The organism is Bacillus sp. JAS24-2 (genome assembly GCF_008274905.1).
GTDB lineage: Bacteria > Bacillota > Bacilli > Bacillales > Bacillaceae_G > Bacillus_A > Bacillus_A cereus.
Genome location: NZ_CP031070.1, coordinates 156,517 through 179,899 on the forward strand (window position 1 = coordinate 156,517; position 23,383 = coordinate 179,899).

The window sequence follows — 23,383 nt, forward strand, 5'->3', positions numbered from 1 at the left end:
ATATAACATTAGCAGACTTCTATAGGATGGGGGAATATATTATGATTGTTTCTACTAAGGAGAATAATGAAATTACAAAGCTTCTAAATAATTGGTATCTTGAAATTCGCTCAAGGCGTATAGGTAATGCTCATCGATTAAAAGAAATAATCGATTCTAAGATTCATGGTATTGAAGAAGATCAAAATTTATTGCTTTACTACTCACTACTAGATTTTAGATATCAATTTGTAACTGATAATTTAAGCGTTTCAAAAAGCAGTTTTGACAAAGTTGAGGCTTTTGATATGCCTACTAATAATTTCTTAGCTTATTATTATCACTTTTTCAAAGGGATTCATGCCTCTACTATTGGCGAATATCAAATCGCAAAAGAGAATTATGAAAAAGCAGAAAAACTTTTAGACTGCATTCCTGATGAATTGGAAAAAGCGGAATTTTATTATAAAGTTGGAGCCTTCCATTATGATATATATCAAGGGCTCCTATCTTATAAAAAAGTATCAGAGGCAAGAGAAATCTTTGCTCAACATGCTGGGTATGAGATCAATGTAGCATTCTGTGATAATCTTATAGGCTTAGCTTGTACTCATTTGAGAGAATGGGAGCTCGCTGAAGAATATTTCACGAAAGCAATGGATATGTTCCAAAAAATAGACGAAGAGCAATTTATTTTAATGGTGCGTCAAAATTTAGGATTAATGTATGCTACTCAAAACCTTTCGCCATTAGCTATTAGATATCTTTCAGAAGTAAATCAAAAAATGCCTAACAATTATAAGGCACTTTTTATTGAGGCAAGGGAACACATGAAGGAAGGAAATCACTCCGTTGCCAAAGATCTCATAGCAAAAGGATATTCTGTTTGTCAAGAGATTGAAAATATAGAGTATCTTCACCATTTTAAAATATTAGATGCAATGAATGGAGATTTTCCTGCCGAAGCACTTGAAAGGACAGTGTTAAAAGGCGTATCATATTTTAAAGTGCAAGAACTTTTTGAATTCATTAAGGAATACGAAGAATATCTTGCTACTGCATTTTATAAAGAAAATAACCATGTTAAAGCAAGTCATTATTTCTATTCATGTTCTCAGGCAGGAAAAAAAGCTATTGAGAAGGAGGCATTAAAATGAAAAAGACAATTCTTGGTTTAGTTGGTGTAATTACTGTTTTTACTTTAATGTTTGGTGCCCAATCCCCTACAGAAACACAGAAAGCTATTGATGTTATTCAATATGCACACGGAAATCATGGTGGTTAAGATCGTAATTTAATTCAGCCAGGATAAAGTCGTACAATATGCTCATGGCCATACTGGCAGATAATATAAACACAGGTCTTCACTTCAATTGTAGATAACCTTAAATTAGCAACAGACTACAATGATAAGTTATTCGTTTAAGAGTTAAAACGAAATGCTGCTTCAATACATCTAGATCCTAAAATCGATAATTGGCTAGATAAAAACTTATAAAATACAAGGTAACGAACACAAAAAACAACACCTACAATATTTGTAGGTGTTGTTTTTTCATCTTTTAGACTTGTAAAATATTTCGTATTTCTTCTATACGTAAATTTGTAAACTTCGCAATATCTTCTATCGTCATTCCATTTTTACTCATACCACGAATGAGTTGTATTTTCCCCTCTTCAATACCTTCCTTGCGGGCATGAGCATACTTTGCTGCCTCATCCATTAGAACTTTTTCCCTTGCTTCATACGCTTGTCGGAAAGAAGAATCTTGACTCATACGCTCCCATTTATTCATTGCTTTTTGTAAAATCGGATCTTGGTTCATCGCAATTTCCTCCAATGTTTGGGTTAATTGTTCATCTTCATTCGCTGGAAGTAATAACAACCAACGAACAAATGAATCCTCCCAGGGATTAACCTGTTCATTCCGCCAATGTTGCATCAGTTTTGGAATCTCCACAATATGGACTTCGATATCATCACTCAATACCTTTTGTTGTTGTTGATTCCATAGGATTCCTGTTGTGTGGAATACTTCATATTCAGGAAACATAACGAAATTCAACAAATTAATCGTAATGGTTTTATGAAGAGCACTGTACGGCATTCCCTTTTGTAGCTGGGATGTATATAATCTCCCCCAATAATATAGGCTTCTTTTTATCATATTGTGTGCATTATTCAATTGGATTTCCACATTTATTTTTGTGCCTGTATCTAGCGTAGCTGAAATATCTAGTATTGATAACTTATCTTCTTCATGTTCTCTATGCAAATGTGGGTCTTCTAATTGTAAAGAAACAATAGGTGATTCTAACGAATCCTGTAACATTGCATTTAAAAAGGCAACAAGAATATCTTCATTCCCACTTGTACCAAATAATTGTTTAAAAGCAAAATCAATGCGCAAATTCACTAATTGTTGGTTGGACATGGGTTTTCCTCTCTCCATCTCATAAGATGTTTTTCTTTCATTGTACATAAAAGAGTGACACACATGCAAACAGGCTCTTATGTAAATATACACTAGAGCCTGTTTATAACAACAGACAATAAAAAATTTGATTGTTGCATAGTACAAAAAATTGCTGACTGTAAGAAAAACTCAAAATTAGTATACAAAATAACAAAAAAGAATTCCATACTTACAAGCTACATATTTTTTACTAATAAAACGATAATCCAGCTCCTTCATCAAAGCAGAATACTCCCGCTATAATACTTATTAGCCCCGTACCAGCGTAGCTGCGTTTAGGGAACTTATTCGGATTTCCTAAACAAAATGGTACAAACTTATTGCGTTCACTACCACGGTCACGATTACTTCTTTTTGGGGCCACTCGTCATTTTAGTTAACAGAACTTGAATTCCGTTAACTTTTCATATTGATTTTGACAACATTTTAAATCGAAAGATTCATAAAAAACGTTAATCTTTTAGAAAGAATAACGTTTTTTGGCACTTGCTGATAGTGAAAATTCTTAAGTTGATGAGCATGTATGGATGATCCCTTGCACTCTCTTCAGCATCAAAAATCCCTTCTGAATTCCGAATCACTTTAATGCATCATTGTACGGACCTAATTGCTTTTTAGAAAAGGCATGACTTGTCTCCTTACTTTTCATTAACATATTTCCTTTTATAATTAAAAAAATTGAATTTTTTTAATTGCCGATAACGGAATTTGGATTAGTACCAGCGCTCTGACAACTAAGGGTATTATATAATTCTTAAGTTGATGGATGTGGGGTGGTACCCCTAGTTGAGATACAATACTTGATGGTGCTCTATTATTTGAATTTGATTATCAATTATAGCCATTATCCCCCACAAACAGTATAAATGCATATATTTTTATTTAAATGTTTATCTATAGAGAAATTCCCTGATGGATTAATAAAAAAATGTTGAATATGTATTTCCTATTTGGGGTATCGCCAGCATTTTGGAAAAAAACCACGCTAAGAGTTTTTGAGTTGTTTTCACCTTATTTTATCCTTGTTTTAAATTTCGTTGCATACAAACGTAGACTATTTTGAGTAAATTGTGTTGCGTTAGCAACCGATTTGAATAGTTTTTCTCATTTTAAATGCAACACAAGTTACATTGTGTTGTATTAATCGTTCTTATTACTTTTAAAATTAAGTAGATTTATGTTGAGATTGGTTTAATTGACTTTCCTCTGAAAATAGTCCATAATAAATAGCACATTCATAAACTGTTCATCGTTGGACCATGTAAAAAGAGAGGAAGTTACTACAATGATACAAAAAAATCAGAGCCTCAAAAAAGAAGAAGAAGTTGTACAGTCATTTGTAGCAATAAATAAAGAAATTATAAAATTTACAAATCAAAATGCCTCTAGTTTAGGATTAACAGTACTACAAATGGGAATTTTAAACACAATTTATGGAATTCCTAATATTACTCTTAAAAGTATTTCAAAACGACTTTCAGTCCCTAAAAGTACAGTGAGTGTAAATGTGGATGAATTAGTGAATCTAGGATTAATCGAACGAAAGCCCTCATCAGAAGATCGTAGAGAGGTAAAATTAAAAGTAACAACGCAAGGTCGAGAAACATCAATAAAAGCTATTGAAAATTCTACTTCCTATAAAGCTATGTCATTAGCATTAGAACAACTTCAGGAAACAGAAATTCAAACATTATTACGTATTCATAAAAACTTATTAAATTTTCTACAACAATTAAATTAATTTATACAAACTATATTTTTACGTCTTTTAAATATTAAAGAGCCGCTTTACTCTTAACAGGGTAAAATGCGGCTCTTTTCTTATCTAAATTTGCTTAGCGTGGTTTTTTCCTAAATGCTGACAGTACCCCTACAGGAATTGAAAAACAGAAAAAAATTACCATTGATAATGCTATAAACATGTTTTCCCCATCTAAACTAGCATTGATTAAAAAAATTACTTTATAGAACACAAGTAAACAAAACTATAGCTATTCTTTTAAAACTATACCCACGTTTGTTACCAATTACTTGATCTGATTTACACTTCCCACAAATAACTTTTCTCGTTATCTTTTCTTTTTTTACTGCCATTTTCTATCACCTTTATTACATATGAATTTTAATAAACTAATTATAAAATGTATTAACCATAATAAGATATAGATATTCTCCAATGTAAAAACTTTTAAAATAATAACCTTGATTTTGCTAGTTACAGTATTTATGCAGTTTTAATTTGTGTAAGTACACTTACAAGTATACTTACACGAGATAAACCTCCTACTTATGCTTTTCTATTCTAAAACCAAATACTCCATCTTTTACTTTTACTAAGTGCGTTCCAGACCAAAAAGTATGTACTTTAAAATGGTACCAATCTCCATTTTTTCTTAAATATTCTTTGATCTCATAACCTTCTTGTATAAGGTATTCTTTAATATCATTTTCTTTAATATCATTTTCTTTACTCCCAAACATACTAATCTCCCCCTTTATAAAAAAATCACACCGATCCTATTTAAACAACAAATAAAAAAGCGCGAAATCTATCTACAGATTTCGCAACAAAAACAGATAACAGATACAATCACTAGAAACATAGGAGAGTGTTTCACTACTTATTGTAACCTATATATATACATTTTTTATATGAATTTGAAAATATGTAAATATTCATCCTTTTATTTTTGAATTTTCTTTTTATTTTAGCTATACTAGACTATAAAGAAAGAAATCTCCTTAAGGCTAGCAATTCATATACTAAAATTTCACACTAAAAAACCAATTCCCGTGTAATGGAATTGGTTTTTTAGTACAATTCAGTCAATACAGCAACTTGAACCCACATTTTCAAATGTAGTCTTATTAACCTTACCATAAATTCAAATAAATAAACGTAAAAAATCTCTTTATGTAAAATATATAAAGAAATTTTTAAAAGAATGCAACCCTTAAGTTAACTAGTGATGAACACTTATTATATCATAAATCCTCTTATTTATTGTATGATTTCTTTTTACTGTTGTTCTTCTAATGCAATTTCTATTTGTTCAATGCGAAATGCTACAGATGGATGTGTCGCTTCTAAACACGCCCAGATCCCTTTTGAAGAACCTTATGTCCCTTCTATTTTTTTCCAAAAAGGACAGCAAACCTGCTCCCATTCCTAATTCTACTGCATAAGCATCCACTCGAACTTCTTCTTTTCTTCCAACTACCCGAAATGATAAATCAGCAACTCGATGTAAAACCACTTGCATAGCTTTTAAAACAACTTCTGCAAGAGCCGCTAATACAGCTACAATTGGCATACGATTCGATAAAACAGATAAAACTGTTGCCATAGCTACGTAGCTACTGTTTCCCTATATTCAACGTATGCGCCATAATGGAACGTTTACTGTCTCCGTATTTCAAATGACCAAGTTCATGCACTAAAATCCCTGCAAGTTCTTCCTCATTCGCTATTTTCAATAATTTATTTCTTACAAAAATGTAAGATGAATTGTAAGGAAAATCGATAGTTGAATAGCAATCTTTTGGATAAACTTATAAGTGTAAGGTAAAAGGCAAACACATTTTAGGTAAATTAAGCTCTAGGCACTATATGGCCTTACCATATCAAAAAAAGAAAATTGTACGTTTAGACACATTCAGATGTATTTAGTACACGTTAAGACTACTTTTTAGCTAAATAAGGACTATTTGGCAATGAAAAATCAACATTTTTTTAATGTCAAATAGAATATTACTTTCGTAATAGGAAAAGCAAACCACTGTTTATAAAGGCATACCTTCAAGAGCATAACTTTGCCTCTTATAAAATCAATATTTAACACGTTTATAGGCGTATCTATTGCCAACATTTTGTAAAATAACCAAGCAAAGAATATGTCGGAATTTGCTTAACTTGTTTTTTTCTGTTTTCTAATCTGTATCCCTTATAAGTTACAAAAAATCCAAGCTGTTTATTGTCTTTTTATAGATTAGAAAAACCTTATCTTACAATTTTCTTAAAGTGATATGGTCAGCCCTAATGATTACCCCTATATATGAAAAGGAGTAGGAGAGATTGGAGAAACGTTGGACAACCTTTGCTTTGTTATCAACTAACAATACCATAATACTAGATGGCAAGATGGACCTTTCGCACTTGTTTAATCGAGAAGACGATCATTCTTCTTCACAATTTACAATGAAGTGGTGTAAATGGAACAAAAGTTGTAAATTTGAAGAAAAGACCCCTAAACAAGAGCAAAAAATCATCTTTATAAATCCTATTGAAACATGGAGTGTTCAACATCGTAAGTGTAACATCAAAAATCACTTAAAGAAAACTAAACCGAAACAATAAGTTATCACTTCAAACTCTCCTATTCTCAAATCACTAGAAAGTAACAATTAAACACTGAAATAATGAGACACCTAAAAAAGCATTGTAGATTCCCCACTACAATGTTTTTTTATTTATGTTTATTTCGACAAGAAAAAAGCCGAAATTCGCCATGTTAAGTTTTTTTAATACCTAGACATAGATTGCATCTATAGTCTGTCAAACAATTTCTATTATTTGTAACATATTCAATCTTGATTAAAATGTTTAGTGACAATGGGGTATGGTAACGATTCCTTACGAAAATGTAAGATGTGCTTTTATGTGCAATTTGCTAGTATAAAAATAAGATAAACATTAAAAGGAGTTTTTTTGTGAACGAACGTAGTAAAGCGCGGCTTAGTTTTTTTATATACATTTCACTACTTATTATTTGTGATGTAAAGTACTCATCATTTTTGATTTTAAATATGTTTCTTGCTTTCTCAGCTCTAGAGCTTTCTTTTTTATTACCACTATTTAAAATACAAGAAAAGCGAGATATCCCCAGTAGTTTAGCTTTTTATGGGATTTTCATATTACTGTCTCCTAATGTATTTTACGTTGTGACAGATTTAATTCATCTAAATATTTTTAAATTTGATTATAAAAAAGAATTACTCCTTAAAGAGTGGTGGAATTTTTCTATTTTAACAGCCGGTGTATTACTTAGCATTTTTTATTATACACTTATGCTAAAACAAATTGAATCCTTACTTGGCAATTTCAAATATAAACAAGGTGCACTCTTGATGTTGATTCTCCTTTCTAGCTTCGGTATTTACATTGGACGATTTCTCCGCTTTCACTCTGTTCATCTCTTTATTGAGCCATTTTCATTGTTAATTCAAGTATGGAAAACGTTAAATATAGAAGCTCTCTTATTCATCGGATGGATCAGTATATTACAACTTATCATATATTGGTTATTTGTAAGTATAAGAAAGGATGAACAATGATGGAAACTTTACTCTGGACAATTGGACTAGTCATGCTCGCTTCACAAATCTATATTTCTGTTCATCTATATAAAACAGAACAATCCATCTTATGGGCATGTATCGGATTCTTTTTATGTTTCGGACTGAATGTATATATATACCAAATTACTAAGTTGGAAAAATATGCCGGTTATTCTTTTGAAAAGTTACAGCAAAAGGAACGAAAAAAGTGGCAAAAAGTCTATGTACTTATACTTATTCAATACATAATTTATTTACTTTATTTGGTTGGTTTGACTCCCCATAAATAGAAAAACATACTATTCAAATTCAGTTTCAAAACTCATTACTAAAAATAAAAGCTCCTAACATATTGTATATGACTAATATGTTAGGAGCTTTTATTTTTAAATGTTTTCTAGATTTAAGTCTTGATAACGTACAAAATTCACGTTTTGTTGGCAAGACGCCATATAAAAACTCATTATAGGAACTCATCAACAAAATGCTAATTTCTCTTTACCATTAGATTTTAATTTATTTACCAAACAAGCGACTCCAAAATGACTTCTTTTGTTTTGAAACTGCTACTAAACGCTTGCTATCTTGTATTTCTCTTAATACTTGCATTAATTGAATATCCCTTTGTTCTTCTCTTATTATCCTTTGAGCATCAGTTTCCTGTAAAAGTTTACTCTGTTGATCCAATCGTTCTATACGTTCTGATAATACTTTTATATGTTCTGTATCTGCTACACTATCTATAGCAACAGTTGCTATCTCGTCTTCTTCAACACTTGCTATTGCTAAATTTATAGCCTGTTCTGGTGTTACGTTCTTCTTGTTCATAGCTGTTATTAACCGTTCTATAGTTGCTACGTCTTTATAATAAAAAATTCTAGAATTATTATTCCCGCGATCAAAAGGGTACCCAGCTTCCTCCAGGGCAAGACAATATTTACGCAAAGTACTTGAGGCAATCCCTAAATTCTTGGCTACCTCGGATCCCCAATAAGTTTGAGCCGTGTTTTGTCCTCCCTCTGTTCCAAGATGTTCTTCAGTTGCTATGTAATGTTTTTTCTTTTTTTTAAAGGTAACACCTTCTTTTTTAAATTTAAAGAAGGATTTTCAATTATATTTTAAAATTAACCGGACTAAACACTCTAATCTAACTACTTTTTATACAAAATTTTATGCAAAAAAAGAATAGTGGGTATCCCTAGAATCCACACTATATCAACCATGTATAAAATCCTGTATACAAGATATATATAGACAGAAAGACAAGAAACCTTATAAACACAAGGATTCTATGAAAATCTTGCTACCGATAATAGGACGTTATGTTAACTTCACATGTATACGATATTCATAAGGTAACTACTTCCAATTGATTATATAATTAAAGTATAAGATTAGATAAAAAAGGAGTAGGAATATGATAATTGGAGAAATAAAAGAAATTGTAAGACATCCAATAAAATCATTTCGCAGAGAAAATGTTCAACAAACTTACATTGCATCCTATGGTTTATATGGAGATAGAAGCCATGCTTTTTTAGATGAAACAAGACCAGGAAAGTATTTAACCGCAACACAACTTCCTGAAATGATTGGTTATACGGCGAGTTTTATAGGAGAAGAATCTTTGGATACATATCCACCAATCAAAATCGTTTCTCCTGAAGGAAAAATATACAAGTGGGGAGATCAAGAGTTACTTACAGAATTAGAACAAAAATCAGATCGTAAAATTAAAGATATACAATACTCACCCCAGCAAGTACCTCTAGGTGCAATTGAAGAAGAACATATATTAATTGTGACTGATACGTCATTACAAGAAATGAGCACTATGTGGGGACAAGATGTGAACCATAGGAGATTTCGTCCAAACTTGATATTCTCATTATATGAAAATATTCCTTTTGCAGAAGATACATGGTTTGGAAAATGTATACGTATAGGAGAAGTAGGACTAAAAATAGTAAGACACTGTGAACGCTGCATGATTATTACTATTGATCCTAACCCATTAACATTGGAAAAAACTCTCTTAAAAACTGTTGTACAAAAAAGAAATAATCATTTTGGAGTCTATGCATCAGTTATAAAACCAGGAAAAGTGAATGTTGGAGATTCTATCGTATTAGAATAACTTCCGATAACGATGCATAAAATTTTCGTTTGGGGGAATTAAAAATCTTAGCTTGATGGGCATGTGGCGGTACCCCACATCCATCAACTTAAGGGATATTTTCAAACAAAATGTGGTCTTTCCATATAGTTTTTTATTATCTTTTATAGATTTTATAAAAGTAGGCATATCAAATAAACCCTGACGGGCTTCAATTTTTTTACTATGCTACCAGATGAGTAGAAGTGGTATACTCATAAACAACACCCAAAACATACTAAGATTAGTAGTGTAAACCAATGCATTGGTTTACACTACTATTTTTTTATAGTAGAAGTAAAGAGTAGGTCGCTTTGATATTGGGATTTTAAATCCGTACCCAAAACAGACCTTCTTCACTTACCTTATTTGAATCAGTTTAGTATGTGGATCCTTGAGATCGTGTATAAGAAATGGGAATCGATAAGAGTAAGGTGAGGACTTTAATTCTACATAAGGAGGCAAAATATGCAACATGTAATTGCGTTTGATGTTAGTATGGGAAAAAGTTATATGGTTATTTATAATGCTCAAAAACAATGTATTTTTGAAAGTGAAATCAATCATTCTAAGCCTGATTTTGAAGAACTCCGAAAACGAATAGATCAACTTATGACTGAAAATAAGAAATCACCTCACATTTTGTTCGAAGCAACTGGTGTCTATTCGAGACAACTAGAGCGTTTTATGCAAGATAACAAGTTTGAATACTTTCTGTTGAACCCTTTAGAAGCAAAATTACAATGCGATTCCTTACGGATTCATAAAACCGATAGAAGCGACGCGCATCAATTAGCTCTCACACATTTCACGGCTTCCCGGAGGGAAAAGACAGGCACAGATAACTTATTTCATCAATTAAAATCACTCTCAAGGTTTTATAATGAACTGGATGACGAATTATCTTTGATTCGTAGCCGAATGCATAAAGTCATTCAATTGACATTTCCGGAATTGGAACAGATTTTCATAACTAAGTCAGATTTATTTTTAAACTTTGTTCAATTATTCCCTCACCCAGATTTTGTTCGAAATCTTTCTAAAACGGTCATGAAGAATCAGATTCGTAAGAATACCAATAAAAATATCTCAATCCGTGTAGCAGAAAAGAAGGCTATGGAAGTACTTGAGGCTGCCAGGTATTCTTATCCAGCCGTACGTCAAGATGACGTTTTATGTGAACAACTCAAATCGTACGCGAAACGCTATCAGGAGCTCCTTCATCAAAAAGAACAGTGTATTACGAAGATGGTACGATTAGCTGAAAGTCGCACAGAATATCCAATTATTCTTAGTTTTCCGGGAATAGGTCCCAATACGGCTATACGTTTGTTAGCTGAAATCGGTGATATTACTCGCTTCAAGAATAACAAACAACTTAATGCATTTGCAGGTATTGATATACGCCGTTTTCAATCAGGAAAAACTTTTTTCAAAGATAAGATCAATAAACGTGGAAATAAGCATCTGCGTAAGCTTCTTTTTCTTATTATCCAGAACATGATAAAACTACGTCGTTACGGACAGAACCACATTGTTGAGTATTATGATAAATTAAAAACGCAACCTTATAACAAATGTCATAAAGTTGCGTCAATCGCATGTGTAAATAAGTTATTGAAGCTTCTCTTCTACCTTATTACACATAATATACACTATGATTATCGGTTAACCGCCTGAAATCATAGTCTCATTCATCATACTATATTTATTCCCCCTAGTAAAAAAATCAATACATATTAGGGGTATTTAGTTTGCATTAAATTTAATATATGCGATATTCAATTGATTAAAAATCTAAAAATAATGATTGACTAATCGTAAGAAAGACACCCAAGAGCTATCAAAGATTCTAATTCGCCTGTTCAACCTCCTACAGCAAAATGGGCGAAAATCTCATCGATACAGGAAGAAAACAGTCTTTGATATATTAGGTGTCGTTTATAATTGTACCATGTCTGATAATCAAGCGGCTTAATTCAAAAAAATGAAACCCGTTAGGGTTTATTTCGTATGCAAATCTTTAAATTCCCTACACGTATCCTTTAGAAAAAGAAGCAATCTCTACTATGATTGACGTTGTATGAGCTTAGCTTGATAGTGATGTGGCGGTACCCCTATTTGATCAATTAACGTTTTACTCACTTCGTCATTTAACCCAATCGGTGTTATATTTTTTAGCATCATTGATAGTTCATCCTTTTTATGTTTGTAAATTAAAGGAACAAAAATTTTTTAACAGATTAAAAATTTGGCTGATTACAAACGCATTTTAAGTAATTACTGTAATTCATTGTATGTTGAAAAAGCACAGTTTGATTGCAAACTGCGTTTTTGTTTTGAATTATTTGGATTTCTTTCAAGGAACATGAAGTATGACAAAGACTTTTAAAGTCCTTAGAAATTGATAAAATCAATTTAACTTTTATTTAAATCTTATCTAATTTCCAAGACAACTGTAAGTTCATATTTTTCTTCTTTTTCCAAAGTTGTAAGAACACTAATAATAATCTTAAGTTTACTTAATAATAATTGAGTTTATTTCAGGTGCAACTAACACACTAATTCTTTACTTTAACATTAGTATGCTTATGGCGCATTTTAAAATATATTGGGAGACCTAAACCAGTTAATCCTATTCCACATAATGCTAATAATGGTTGTGTAAATAATGTATTTAATACGATAAATGCCCCACCCAGCAAAGATATTATTGGTATAAACGGATATAACGGTACTTTGTAAGGACGTATGAGTTCCGGCTCTCTCTTACGTAAAATGAAAACAGCTAAAAATGTCATTGTATAGAATATCCATATAACAAACACTAACATATCTGTTAATGTATTAAAACCACCAACAAGCATCATAATTACAGAAATCAATAAAATAAATATGCCAGAATTATAAGGAATTCTGCTTTTATTAGATAATGTAGCAAACCATTTGCTACATGGTAATTTGTTTTCTAATGCCATTGCATAAGGAATTCTCATGCCCGTCAAAATATATCCGTTAATTGTTCCAAATACAGAGATTAAGATACCTATACTAACTAATTTTCCACCCATATTACCAAAAATAATTGTCACTACCTCAGATGCAGGGGTATCAGTTCCTGCAAGCGCTGTTGCAGACATAACCATTAGGAATGCAATATTAATTAATAAATAAACGACCATAATAATTGATAGTCCTAATATAATTGCTTTAGGTAAATCTCTTTTAGGATTTTTCATTTCTCCAGCAATATTTCCAACATGAATCCATCCATCATAGGCAAACATTGTTGCTAATAAACCAGAACCAAGAGCAGATATAAAAGATTTATTAGCTCCAGCTTCAATTGGGAGCAATTGAAAAGGTACATCACCTTTGTGTAGTAATCCGAAAATAATAATAAGAGCTAAAGGAAATAGTTTGCATATGGTGGAAACCATTTGAATTCCTCCGGCAGTTTTCGCACCTAAAAAGTTCATAAGGGTTACAAAAGTAGCAGTAACAACCGCTATTCCTACAATCATCATCTTGTTTTCATTGGCATCTAGTCCAAACAAACTAACTGTTTGGGTTCCAAAAATAATAGCAAGCGCTGCAATATTTGCTGGAAAGTAAATAACTGTTTGTGCCCAACCTAGTAGAAAAGCTGTTAAATTACCATACGTACGTTTTAAATAAGCCATCATACCCCCTGTTTCTGGAATAGCAGCAGATAGTTCAGCTGCTGTTAGACCTGCACAAATGGTTAGTATCCCACCTATTACCCATGCAAGTAAACCTAAACTTGCAGTTCCCGTAACACCATATAATGCAGTTGGTTTAAAAAAAACTCCCGCTCCAATAACGGTACCAATAACAGTAGTTAGAGCGGCTAAGAAACCAATTTCTTTTTTTAACTGTTGTTGTGACAAAGTAATCACTCCTCTTCTATAAGAATAGATACACTCTCTAATGAATTTAAGTTTTTTGTTTAAATACTTAAATGTTGTCTCCTGTTTGTTTATAAAATATTTTTGCTAGTGAAATTTTAAATTTTATTACAGAACATTGGATTAGAAAATTTCCAATAGAATATATGTTACTAACAAAATTAAATTTTAAATAAAATAGTGACATTAATCATTACAGATATATATGTGAAAAACTTCACATATATATCTGTAATGAATTTTTTAATAAAACATATAGATATGAATATCTATATCCAACATAAATATATACTTTCAAATTTGCAGTGTATAGCCAAAATTTCTTTAAATTCAGAAGAGATGCTCTTCTTGAAAAAGTCTAGCATACAAAAAATTATGGTTCAATCATTATTTTGCAATGTTTTTTTTTTACCTGCAAATTAAAGATATTTTGTGAAATATCTCACAATTAATTGACATGGGAATTTGAATGTTGCTATCTTATAGGGGCAATCAGGCGATAAAAAAGAATATATGTGGAAACCATAAATATATTTTTATATTATTCTCTCGTAATCGTAATCGCTGGTATTGTCTGAGAAATAAACTCGTTTTGAAAGGACGTGTTAATAATGAAAATTGGAGTAGTAAAAGAGATAAAAAAAGGAGAAGCTCGTGTAGGAATGACTCCTGAAAATGTTAGAAAGTTAGTTGAAGAAGGTAATCAAGTATTAGTACAAAAAGATGCTGGTTTAGGCTCTGGATATACAAATGATGAATATGCAAATGCAGGTGCAAGTTTAGTAACTCAAGCAGAAGCTTGGGATGTTGATATGGTAGTAAAAGTAAAAGAACCCTTACCTGCAGAATATCATTACTTTAAAAAAGACCTTATTGTCTGGGGATTTTTACACTTAGCAGCTTCTAAAGAATGTGTGGAAACGATGAAGCAAGTAGGAACTACTGCAATTGCTGGAGAGACAATTAGTAATAATGGTGTTTTAGCTCTATTAAAGCCTATGAGTGCGATTGCTGGTCGTCGTGCAGTCTTTATGGGAGCTTATTATCTAGAAAAACAACATCAAGGAGAAGGAATTTTATTATCAGGTATTGAGGGTATCCACGCTGGGAATGTTGTCATTTTAGGTGGAGGTAATGCGGCTATTAATGCATGTGATATGGCAATTGGAATTGGTTGCCATGTGACTATTTTAGAACTAAACAAAACACAAATTGCTTATTTAAAAGAAAAATATGCGAATGGTTCTGTCGAAGTTATTGAATCTAATACTAAAAACTTAGAAAAACATATAAAAGAGGCAGACTTATTTATTTCAACTATTTTGATACCAGGAGCTAAACCACCGAAAATTGTAAAAGAATATATGGTTCAATCCATGAAGCCCGGTAGTGTTATTGTTGATATTGCAATTGACCAGGGTGGAACAGTTGAAACAGTTGATCACTATACAACACATGATAACCCAATATTTATTAAACATGATGTAATTCATTATGCTGTACCAAATATGCCTGGTGCCACCCCACGTACTTCGACCATGGCTTTAGCAAATGGCAATATTGAATACTTATTAGCAATTGCTAAAGATGGATTAGAAAATGCAATAAATATCAAACCAGCTTTGGCATCTGGTATAAACATTTATAAAGGTACTATTACCTATGAAAATTTAGGCTCAACATTAGAGTTAGAATATATCCCATTGAAAGAAGTGTTAATATGATCAATAAAAGTTTGCCACTTAACATTGGTGATATAAAAAAGGCTCAACAGATTCTTTTTGGAAAAGCCCGTAAGACTCCTCTTGTTAAATCTTTCTATTTGACAAGTAAAACCGGCGGAGAAGTATATTTGAAATTGGAAAATATGCAGTTAACGGGATCATTTAAATTTCGTGGTGCATTTAATAAAATTTCAAATTTAACAGATGAAGAAAAAGCACGTGGTGTAATTGCTTGCTCTGCTGGGAATCATGCGCAAGGTGTTGCATTATCCTCTCATTTACTTGGAATCAAAAGTAAAATTGTTATGCCAACTTCTGCACCACAAGCTAAAGTTGATGCTACTAGAGGATATGGTTCTGAAGTTATTTTACATGGCGATACCTTTGATGATGCTAAGGTTAAATGTGAAGAAATAATCCAGGAAACAGGCGAAACATATTTACATCCATATGACGATGCGGAGGTAATGGCAGGCCAAGGAACAATTGGTTTAGATATTCTTGATGATATGTGGGATGTTGATACTGTAATTGTGCCTATTGGTGGTGGAGGTATTATTTCAGGAATTGCAGTTGCACTTAAATCATTTAATCCCTCAATTAATATTATTGGTATTCAAGCTGCTAATTTCCATGGAATGAAAGCTTCTTATGATGTTGGAAAAATTGTATCACATTATGAAGCACCTACAATAGCAGATGGATGTGCTGTTAAAATACCAGGAAATTTAACCTTTGAAATTGTAAAAGAATTAGTAGATGATATTGTAACGGTATCAGAAGATGAATTGGAAGTAGCCATGAAGGATTTACTACAACGTGGAAAAGCTGTCGTAGAAGGAGCAGGCGCATTAGCTACCGCTGCTCTTCTTGCAGGAAAAGTTGATCAATATATAAAAGACAAAAAGGTAGTAGCAGTTATTTCAGGCGGAAATGTGGACTTAAAACGTATTTCAAGTGTATGCGAGCATTTCTTTGTTGCAAATGAAGTAAAATAAAGGTTTAGATAACCTATAACATAGATTGATTTTATGAAAAAAGAGCTAGGAAGGATATCTTAGCTCTTCTTTCATAAAAGGAGGCATATATTATCAATTTATTACGAAAAAAATCTGTTACGCAATTGTTAGGTGAAAGCCAAAGTAAGACTTTAACAAAAACACTAGGGGCATTTGACCTAACAATGCTAGGAATTGGTGCAATAATTGGTACAGGAGTTCTTGTATTAACTGGATTAGTAGCAGCAAGAGATGCTGGTCCAGCAGTTATTTTTTCATTTATGATTGCAGCAATTGTTTGTGGATTTGCAGCTTTATGTTATGCAGAGGTTGCATCTACACTGCCTGTTTCAGGTAGTGTGTACACATATTCGTATGCAACAATTGGTGAGTTTGTAGCCCATTTAATGGGGTGGACGTTACTAGCAGTTTACGCTGTAACAACAGCAGCTGTTGCTGGGGGATGGACGGGTTATTTCCAGAACTTAGTGAGTGGATTTAGCTTAGAAATTCCAAAAGCTCTGTTAACGATTCCATCTCAAGGTGGTATTGTGAACTTGCCAGCAGTAATCATCATACTCGTATTAACATGGTTGTTATCACGTGGTACGAAAGAAAGTAAACGTGTAAATAACGCAATGGTTTTAATTAAAATTAGTATTATTGTCTTATTTATTGTTGTTGGTGTATTCTACGTAAAACCAGAAAACTGGGTACCATTTGCACCATATGGTTTAAGTGGAATCTTTGCCGGAGGAGCAGCAGTATTCTTTTCTTTCTTAGGTTTTGATGCATTAGCAACTTCAGCAGAAGAAGTAAAAAATCCACAACGTGATCTTCCAATTGGTATTATTACATCGTTAGTTATTTGTACAATCATTTACATTGTAGTTTGTCTTGTTATGACTGGTATGGTTTCCTATAAAGAATTAGATGTACCAGAAGCAATGGCATATGTACTAGCAGCTATTGGACAGGATAAAGTAGCGGGTGTAATTGCTGTCGGAGCTATAATAGGTATTATGGCTGTAATTTTTGCTTATATCTATGCAACAACACGTGTATTCTTTGCGATGAGTCGTGACGGTTTATTACCAAAATCTTTTGTGAAAATTAACAAGAAGACAGAAGCACCTACATTTTCAACTTGGTTAACAGGCATTGGTAGTGCTTTAATTGCTGGATTCATCGATTTAAAAGAATTATCAAACTTAGCGAATATTGGAGCGTTGCTAACATTTGCGATGGTTGGTGTATCAGTTATCATCCTTCGTAAAAAGCACCCAAAATTAAAACGTGGTTTTATGGTACCGCTTGTACCGATTTTACCGATCATTTCAATTGCATGTTGTTTATTCTTAATGGTAAACTTACCGTTAAGAACATGGATATACTTCGGTGCTTGGTTAGCAATCGGAGTAGTTGTATACTTTGTTTATTCGAAAAAACATAGTCACTTAACAAAAGAAGAAAACTCATAGTTAATGTAATACAGAAGAAATGCTTCTATACTTACATTTCTTCTGTATTTAGAAAATTTTATATGAAAAGGAAATATGGACAATTGCAAAAGACTTAATTTCAAAGTTATATATTTCTTTTTCATAAAAAACTAATATTCTTAAATTCGACATACTTCTTTATAAAAGATACATGATGTAAGTGATACACTTACTTAATAATGTAGTAAATAAATTGTGTCCAAGTACAATAAGGCGTACCGCCCACATTTTAACGAAAATATACGCTAAGCAAATTTCGACATAAAAAGAGCAGGATTTTCTACTCTCAGAGAAATCCTGCTCTTTTTTTAGACTTGTTGTAAAGGACGAAGATTTTCTAATGTTGAAGTGTCTTTCATATTAAATCGATACTCACCTAAAAAGTTGATATGCTCCCATCCTAGTGGTGAAATATGTTTTAATAGTTCTTCATTCAAACCATACGTACTTCTCAACATTTCTACAGCTTTACTTAAATATGCGGTGTTCCAAATAATAATAGCATTAATGAGAACAATTAATGCACTTGCTCGTTGTAATTGGTCTTGGAAAGCACGTTTACGGAATTCTCCGTGTTTCTCAAAAAAGATAGCTCTTGCTAGAGAATTCATTGCTTCACCTTTATTTAAGCCACGTTGAACTTTTCTACGTAACGTTTTATCTGAAAGATAATCTAGAATAAAGATAGCTTTTTCAATTCTTCCCATTTCTTTTAATGCCTTTGCTACTTTATTCTGACGAGTGTAAGAACCTAATTTACCCACGATGAGTGCCCCCGATACTTTTCCTTCTCGAATTGAATGTGCAATCCGTAAAACATCATCATAACTTTCATAAATCAATTTCATATTTACTTGTCCTCGTATAAGACCTTCTATATTTGAAAAATCTGTAGGTGAACCAATTGTATATAGTTTAGAACTTGATAAATCTCTTAATCTAGGTGCAAAACGAAATCCTAGCAGATGAGTTAAGCCAAGTACTTGATCAGTATAACCGGCAGTATCCGTATAATGTTCTTCAATCATTAGATCAGATTCATGATGAAGTAACCCATCAATTTCATGCACAGCATCTCTTGCGTTGGTATTAATAAATTTTGTATAAAAAGAAGAGTATTGATTACTGACAAATCGATATATGATTTCTCCTTTACCAGAACCATAGTGTGGATTAGCGCTAGCATTCAATGATGACACTCCAATTTGTACACGCATTCCATCTGATGATGGAGTAGTACCGTCGCTCCAATAAGAAGCAAGAGATAATTTTTTTTGAAATTAACCAATATAGCTTGTGTGCGATTTAACGCGTCATCATACATTCGCCATTGACTTGCATTGGCTAACTGATGATAGGAAATACCTGGTGTAGCTTCTGCCATTTTAGTAAGTCCAATATTGGTTCTCATAGCCATAAGTGAAGCAAGAGAAATGATAATCTCCTCCCCTTTAGGTGGCTTATTTGTGGATGCATGAATAAGTTGTCCAAAACCTGTCCAATTTGCGACTTCTAGAAGTAAATCTGTGAGTTTAATGCGAAGTAACATGTGATAGAGCTTTGCACTTAATTGTTCGGCTTCCTCTGAAGTATCCTTTTCTAAACGATGAAGAAGAAAATTCCCCTTGTCGATATCTCCTCCATCTAAACAATGAGCATTTTTAGAAAACGTTGCAATTCACCCTAAAAGAGTTTGTGTGCGTTCTACTATATACTCATCCGTATGTGTAGAAATAGCTAAACGTATCCCCATTTCTTTGCAATCATTCCAATCTTGGGATGGCACTAAGTATTCATCAAAATCTTTATGCTGTCGACTTCCTATAATAGAAATATCTCCAGAACGTACATAGTTTCGTAGCTCAGTAAAGGCAGCTAATTCATGGAAATGTCGATTAATATTTCCGTCTTCATTGTATATATGTTTTTGCCATCTATTTAATACAAAACCTAATGTTGCTCCTTGTGGTACTTTACGTTTTCCTGATTCATTTAATTCACGGATGGTATCTAAAGCACTTAATACAGATTTAGCATAATTTGTAGACTGAAACTCTAAAGTACGTAGTAATGCAGGAGGATATTTACGTAAGTGATCGTATCGATTTTCTAATAAATCAAGATAATCAAAATTCATAGGTCGAGACAGTTGTTTAGCTTCCTCTACAGAAGTTATAAATTTATCCCAAGGCATAAGTGTTTCTAAAAGTATATAAGGATCTATGTTTTCTTTCTTAGCCTTAATTAATGCAGCCCCATGCTCATCAACTTAAGAAACTTCACTACCCCAAGTGCAAAAAAACGTTATTCTTTCTAAAAAACTAACTAGAAAGGATGATGTCTTTTATGAATCTTTCGATTCAAGATGAATTACAACTATTTTCTGAAGAGCTGTACCGCCATTTAACACCTTCCCTTTTGGAAGAACTGGCAAAAGAATTAGGGTTTATAAAAAGAAAATAAAAATTTTCAAGAAATGAATTAGCTACCATATGTAACTGGATAAGCCAACGTACAGCGAGCGGTTCTCTCGTTCGATTATGTAGCCAATTACACGCAGCCACAGGCACTCTTATGAGTCCAGAAGGACTCAATAAGCGCTTTGATAGGAAAGCTGTTGAATTTTCGAAATACACTTTTCCATATTACGGAAAAGTAAACTTTGTGAAACATCAGCCATTTCAAGAGCAACACTCGCGTATTTTCAACGCATTCGTATTTTAGATGCGACGATTTTCCAAGTACCAAAACATTTAGCTCATGTATATACTGGATCAGGTGGTTGTACACAAACAGCGGGTATAAAAATTCAATTAGAATATGACTTACACAGCGGACAGTTTTTAAACTTCCAGGTAGGACCAGGAAAAATAACGATAAAACATTTGGTACAGATCGCTTAGATACCTTACGACCTGGTGATCTGTGTATTCGTGATTTAGGCTATTTTTTATTGGAAGACTTAGATCAAATGGATCAACGTGGCGTGTGCAGGCTTAAGTTAAACCATACAGTCTATATGAAGATACATGAGCTTACAGATGAAACTGGTGAATCACCTGAAATTGTGTTCGAAGCAACAGGTATCTATTCCAGACAGCTAGAGCGATTCATGCAAGATAACCAGTATACATATTATTTATTGAATCCATTAGAAGCCAAACTGCAATGTGATTCTTTGTGGATTCATAAGACAGACCGGAGCGATACACACCGATTGGCTCTCACTCATTTCATAGTTACCCGAAGGGTATCTACTGGAACTGACAATTTATTCTATCAGTTAAAATCTCTTTCTAGATTGTATAGCGAATTGGATAGTGAATTATCGATGATTCGTAGCCGTATGCATAAAGTAATCCAATTGACATTTCATGAATTAGCACACTGAAAAACAGGTGACTAATTGTAAGAAAAGGAATCGAAACTATTCATGCCTTATATAAACAGAGACGAAGTCTTTAAACAGACTTCGTCTTTTCGACGTACAATGAATTACAACCATTACTAGCGGCTGCATAATATTTAATCATACACGCTGATCTATGTCTATCTCTTGTGAAACTTTGCAACAGAACCTATTTAGGTAATAATGTGGCTTCTACTAATAAATTAGTTTGTTTTGTTCCAGTATTCTTTGTATGCTCATAAGTACTTATTTTAGTAATTTCATAAGAATATCCTTTATCTATTAATAATTCTGATTCCCCTTGGTAAGTTGCAAGGTCACCAAAAATATATGCAGCTTTTGTACCTTTTGGTACGGTTATTTTATATAGAACTGACTTTACGTCAAAAGACTCACTAAAATGATTAGCTATTGACGTGCTTAAAAAAGCCTTCTCTTCTCTAGTAGAGTGTTCTAATTTATTTTTCAAGTTTTCTATAACCTTTTGATCTTTAAAATTAGTATTGATCTCTAAACCTAATGAATCTTTTCCTGTTTTTCTGTATACAACCACTTTTTCTGGAAGAGATGATTTATTTAAAGCTTCCGAGATATTTTTAACTTCCTTTTCTTTATCTTCAGGTAAATTACTCTCTCGTAATCCCTTGTTTATCGTCTTATAGTTTTGAGTTGTATACATTTGTATAGAAGCTTTTTGTTCAGGATTTAATTTATTGTTAAAATCTTTAAATACTTCTTTATACCAAATATCAGCAGCCTTTATGTCTCGACTAAAATCTTTTATTGTTTTATCTTTATTATTTTCTTCTGAATTTTTCTTATTCTCCATGCTGTCATTAATTTCTTTGAATCTTTTCTGATCCAGTTCTTCTATATACTTAAACATATCAGGCGCGTATAATTTTAAAGATTCTTTATGCTCAGATTCAAAATATTGCGAGAACGCTTGCGCAAATACGTCTTGAAATGCAGTTAGATGCTTTTTAATAAACTCTTTATCTATTGGTTTGTTATCGGACTTTAATTCTTTTTGTAACGATTCTCCAAAAAGCAAATCTCTACTATCGCTATCTTCATTTGCCTTATTTACTGCTTTAATAAATGGTTCGCCTTCCAGTTCTTTCTCATTTAAAACGTCCCGAATGATTTCTTTCCCTAATTCATAGTACACTTCTTTTCTTTTTTCATTATCGTTTTGATAATCTTCAATACGTATGATTAAAGCGGGATTCTTACCGCCCTTTGCGAATACAAAACGCGAGTCTAGAGAGGCTGGTTTTCCATTACTATCTATAACATTTTTCTCTTTTTCACTAAGATTTTTCAGCTCATCCTGTTTTGTTAACTCTTTATCTGTAATGTAAATTTTTCCACCTATTTTATCATACATTTCTAATACTTCATGAGGAATCTTTTCTAGCATTTGTTCAGTTTGCTGAGCCATTTCTTTTTTTTCACTTGTATAGTCTGGCTTCACAATATCTTTTATAAATTCTTTCTCTTTTTCTTCTTTATTTTTCTCTTTCTTCTCATCTTTTTCTTTTTGTTTCTCCTTCTCCTTCTCTTCTATGTGGCCTTTATTTATCGCATATGTACTTTTAGGAAACGTTGCGAATGTTACAGATAATAGAGAGATAACAGAAACAGTACTAAAGACTTTAAACAAAAATTTATTTTTAACCTGCATAAAATTCCCTCCTACAATGTAAAATTTTTATATAATAAAAAACAATTGATATGACTTTAATGAAGAATGGTAATGAAATTAGATTCATTTCATATGGAAATAAGGATGTTGAAAAAACGTATACACTATATATGCTTTTAAACACCTTTTGTAGAGGTACAAGCTTTATTTGTAATTAATAAAAAC

Annotated in this window: 18 protein-coding genes and 5 pseudogenes; 14 read left to right on the forward strand and 9 right to left on the reverse strand. The window is 32.3% G+C overall.

From position 1 onward, the window contains the following. The first annotated feature begins 41 nt into the window (after positions 1–41). Positions 42–1,136, forward strand: a complete 1,095-nt coding sequence (locus DN407_RS30810) for a Rap family tetratricopeptide repeat protein (protein WP_179955852.1) — start codon at positions 42–44, stop codon at positions 1,134–1,136. Beyond that, positions 1,133–1,264, forward strand: a complete 132-nt coding sequence (locus DN407_RS30815) for a Phr family secreted Rap phosphatase inhibitor (protein WP_149217167.1) — start codon at positions 1,133–1,135, stop codon at positions 1,262–1,264. Before DN407_RS30810 ends, DN407_RS30815 begins: the two co-directional genes overlap by 4 nt. Before the next feature lie 277 nt (positions 1,265–1,541). Here DN407_RS30815 and DN407_RS30820 read toward each other — a convergent pair whose 3' ends face one another. Next, positions 1,542–2,414, reverse strand: coding sequence for an Rpn family recombination-promoting nuclease/putative transposase (locus DN407_RS30820; protein WP_481748649.1), 873 nt, complete (start codon positions 2,412–2,414; stop codon positions 1,542–1,544). Positions 2,415–3,033: 619 nt separating this feature from the next. Then, positions 3,034–3,132, reverse strand: a pseudogene (locus tag DN407_RS30825) (HXXEE domain-containing protein); the annotation flags it as partial. 609 nt (positions 3,133–3,741) lie between these two features. Between DN407_RS30825 and DN407_RS30830 the strand changes: the two are divergent. Continuing rightward, positions 3,742–4,197, forward strand: coding sequence for a MarR family winged helix-turn-helix transcriptional regulator (locus DN407_RS30830; RefSeq protein ID WP_149217169.1), 456 nt, complete (start codon positions 3,742–3,744; stop codon positions 4,195–4,197). Positions 4,198–4,739: 542 nt separating this feature from the next. Here the strand turns inward: DN407_RS30830 and DN407_RS30840 are convergent. The 3 genes from DN407_RS30840 to DN407_RS30850 all read right to left on the reverse strand — a co-directional run bounded on the left by DN407_RS30840 (position 4,740) and on the right by DN407_RS30850 (position 5,933). Further along, positions 4,740–4,937 (reverse strand): hypothetical protein, encoded by a 198-nt coding sequence (locus DN407_RS30840; protein WP_149217170.1) that lies wholly within the window; start codon positions 4,935–4,937, stop codon positions 4,740–4,742. A gap of 572 nt (positions 4,938–5,509) precedes the next feature. After that, the gene (locus DN407_RS30845; protein ID WP_255446554.1) at positions 5,510–5,803 is read right to left on the reverse strand and encodes a M48 family metalloprotease; all 294 of its coding nucleotides are present in this window, start codon (positions 5,801–5,803) and stop codon (positions 5,510–5,512) included. 10 nt (positions 5,804–5,813) lie between these two features. After that, a complete protein-coding gene (locus DN407_RS30850; RefSeq protein ID WP_255446555.1) occupies positions 5,814–5,933 on the reverse strand; it encodes a M48 family metalloprotease in 120 nt (39 codons plus the stop codon). A 598-nt stretch (positions 5,934–6,531) separates the two neighbouring features. On the opposite strand from DN407_RS30850, the gene DN407_RS30855 reads away from it, so the two are divergent. The 3 genes from DN407_RS30855 to DN407_RS30865 all read left to right on the forward strand — a co-directional run bounded on the left by DN407_RS30855 (position 6,532) and on the right by DN407_RS30865 (position 8,083). Beyond that, a complete protein-coding gene (locus DN407_RS30855) occupies positions 6,532–6,813 on the forward strand; it encodes a hypothetical protein (RefSeq protein WP_149217172.1) in 282 nt (93 codons plus the stop codon). A gap of 353 nt (positions 6,814–7,166) precedes the next feature. After that, on the forward strand, positions 7,167–7,790 hold the full coding sequence (locus tag DN407_RS30860) for a DUF1361 domain-containing protein (RefSeq protein ID WP_149217173.1): 624 nt from the start codon (positions 7,167–7,169) through the stop codon (positions 7,788–7,790). After that, complete coding sequence (locus DN407_RS30865; RefSeq protein WP_149217174.1) at positions 7,790–8,083, forward strand: hypothetical protein; 294 nt, start codon at positions 7,790–7,792, stop codon at positions 8,081–8,083. The genes DN407_RS30860 and DN407_RS30865 overlap by 1 nt, the downstream gene beginning before the upstream one ends. Before the next feature lie 226 nt (positions 8,084–8,309). On the opposite strand, the gene DN407_RS30870 is transcribed toward DN407_RS30865, so the two are convergent. Then, positions 8,310–8,840: a DUF3967 domain-containing protein gene (locus DN407_RS30870; protein WP_149217175.1), complete on the reverse strand. Its 531-nt coding sequence runs from the start codon at positions 8,838–8,840 to the stop codon at positions 8,310–8,312. Between the two features lie 370 nt (positions 8,841–9,210). Between DN407_RS30870 and DN407_RS30875 the strand changes: the two genes are divergently transcribed. From DN407_RS30875 to DN407_RS30885, 3 genes and pseudogenes are all read left to right on the forward strand, one after another. Then, positions 9,211–9,930 carry an MOSC domain-containing protein gene (locus tag DN407_RS30875; protein WP_149217176.1) on the forward strand — a complete coding sequence of 240 codons (720 nt, stop codon included), beginning with the start codon at positions 9,211–9,213 and terminating at the stop codon, positions 9,928–9,930. 486 nt (positions 9,931–10,416) lie between these two features. Further along, the gene (locus DN407_RS30880) at positions 10,417–11,628 is read left to right on the forward strand and encodes an IS110 family RNA-guided transposase (RefSeq protein WP_149217177.1); all 1,212 of its coding nucleotides are present in this window, start codon (positions 10,417–10,419) and stop codon (positions 11,626–11,628) included. 142 nt (positions 11,629–11,770) lie between these two features. Continuing rightward, positions 11,771–11,926 (forward strand): annotated as a pseudogene (locus tag DN407_RS30885) (IS4 family transposase); the annotation flags it as partial. A gap of 583 nt (positions 11,927–12,509) precedes the next feature. Here the strand turns inward: DN407_RS30885 and DN407_RS30890 are convergent. After that, positions 12,510–13,859, reverse strand: coding sequence for an APC family permease (locus DN407_RS30890; RefSeq protein WP_149217178.1), 1,350 nt, complete (start codon positions 13,857–13,859; stop codon positions 12,510–12,512). Between the two features lie 629 nt (positions 13,860–14,488). Here DN407_RS30890 and ald point away from each other — a divergent pair. The 3 genes from ald (at position 14,489) to DN407_RS30905 (ending at position 18,080) form a co-directional block, all read left to right on the forward strand. After that, positions 14,489–15,601 (forward strand): alanine dehydrogenase, encoded by a 1,113-nt coding sequence (gene ald, locus DN407_RS30895; RefSeq protein ID WP_149217179.1) that lies wholly within the window; start codon positions 14,489–14,491, stop codon positions 15,599–15,601. Further along, positions 15,598–16,599: a bifunctional threonine ammonia-lyase/L-serine ammonia-lyase TdcB gene (gene tdcB, locus DN407_RS30900; protein ID WP_149217180.1), complete on the forward strand. Its 1,002-nt coding sequence runs from the start codon at positions 15,598–15,600 to the stop codon at positions 16,597–16,599. The genes ald and tdcB overlap by 4 nt, the downstream gene beginning before the upstream one ends. Before the next feature lie 89 nt (positions 16,600–16,688). Then, a complete protein-coding gene (locus DN407_RS30905) occupies positions 16,689–18,080 on the forward strand; it encodes an amino acid permease (protein ID WP_149217181.1) in 1,392 nt (463 codons plus the stop codon). Between the two features lie 329 nt (positions 18,081–18,409). On the opposite strand, the pseudogene DN407_RS30910 reads toward DN407_RS30905, so the two are convergent. Next, a pseudogene (locus DN407_RS30910) lies at positions 18,410–20,358 on the reverse strand (Tn3 family transposase); the annotation flags it as partial. Positions 20,359–20,447: 89 nt separating this feature from the next. Here DN407_RS30910 and DN407_RS33065 point away from each other — a divergent pair. Both DN407_RS33065 and DN407_RS32605 read left to right on the forward strand, forming a co-directional pair. Beyond that, positions 20,448–21,492, forward strand: a pseudogene (locus DN407_RS33065) (IS4 family transposase). A gap of 23 nt (positions 21,493–21,515) precedes the next feature. Further along, positions 21,516–21,623 (forward strand): annotated as a pseudogene (locus DN407_RS32605) (IS6 family transposase); the annotation flags it as partial. A gap of 56 nt (positions 21,624–21,679) precedes the next feature. Here DN407_RS32605 and DN407_RS30925 read toward each other — a convergent pair. Next, positions 21,680–23,197, reverse strand: coding sequence for an ADP-ribosyltransferase (locus tag DN407_RS30925; RefSeq protein ID WP_149217182.1), 1,518 nt, complete (start codon positions 23,195–23,197; stop codon positions 21,680–21,682). Positions 23,198–23,383: the final 186 nt, after the last annotated feature.

Coding starts and splice junctions, on each gene's coding strand:
- DN407_RS30845 (WP_255446554.1), bottom strand. CDS start 5,803: ATGGCAACAGTTTTATCTGTTTTATCGAATCGTATGCCAATTGTAGCT.
- DN407_RS30865 (WP_149217174.1), top strand. CDS start 7,790: ATGGAAACTTTACTCTGGACAATTGGACTAGTCATGCTCGCTTCACAA.
- DN407_RS30810 (WP_179955852.1), top strand. CDS start 42: ATGATTGTTTCTACTAAGGAGAATAATGAAATTACAAAGCTTCTAAAT.
- DN407_RS30880 (WP_149217177.1), top strand. CDS start 10,417: ATGCAACATGTAATTGCGTTTGATGTTAGTATGGGAAAAAGTTATATG.
- DN407_RS30875 (WP_149217176.1), top strand. CDS start 9,211: ATGATAATTGGAGAAATAAAAGAAATTGTAAGACATCCAATAAAATCA.
- DN407_RS30840 (WP_149217170.1), bottom strand. CDS start 4,937: ATGTTTGGGAGTAAAGAAAATGATATTAAAGAAAATGATATTAAAGAA.
- DN407_RS30820 (WP_481748649.1), bottom strand. CDS start 2,414: ATGTCCAACCAACAATTAGTGAATTTGCGCATTGATTTTGCTTTTAAA.
- DN407_RS30925 (WP_149217182.1), bottom strand. CDS start 23,197: ATGCAGGTTAAAAATAAATTTTTGTTTAAAGTCTTTAGTACTGTTTCT.
- tdcB (WP_149217180.1), top strand. CDS start 15,598: ATGATCAATAAAAGTTTGCCACTTAACATTGGTGATATAAAAAAGGCT.
- ald (WP_149217179.1), top strand. CDS start 14,489: ATGAAAATTGGAGTAGTAAAAGAGATAAAAAAAGGAGAAGCTCGTGTA.
- DN407_RS30815 (WP_149217167.1), top strand. CDS start 1,133: ATGAAAAAGACAATTCTTGGTTTAGTTGGTGTAATTACTGTTTTTACT.
- DN407_RS30830 (WP_149217169.1), top strand. CDS start 3,742: ATGATACAAAAAAATCAGAGCCTCAAAAAAGAAGAAGAAGTTGTACAG.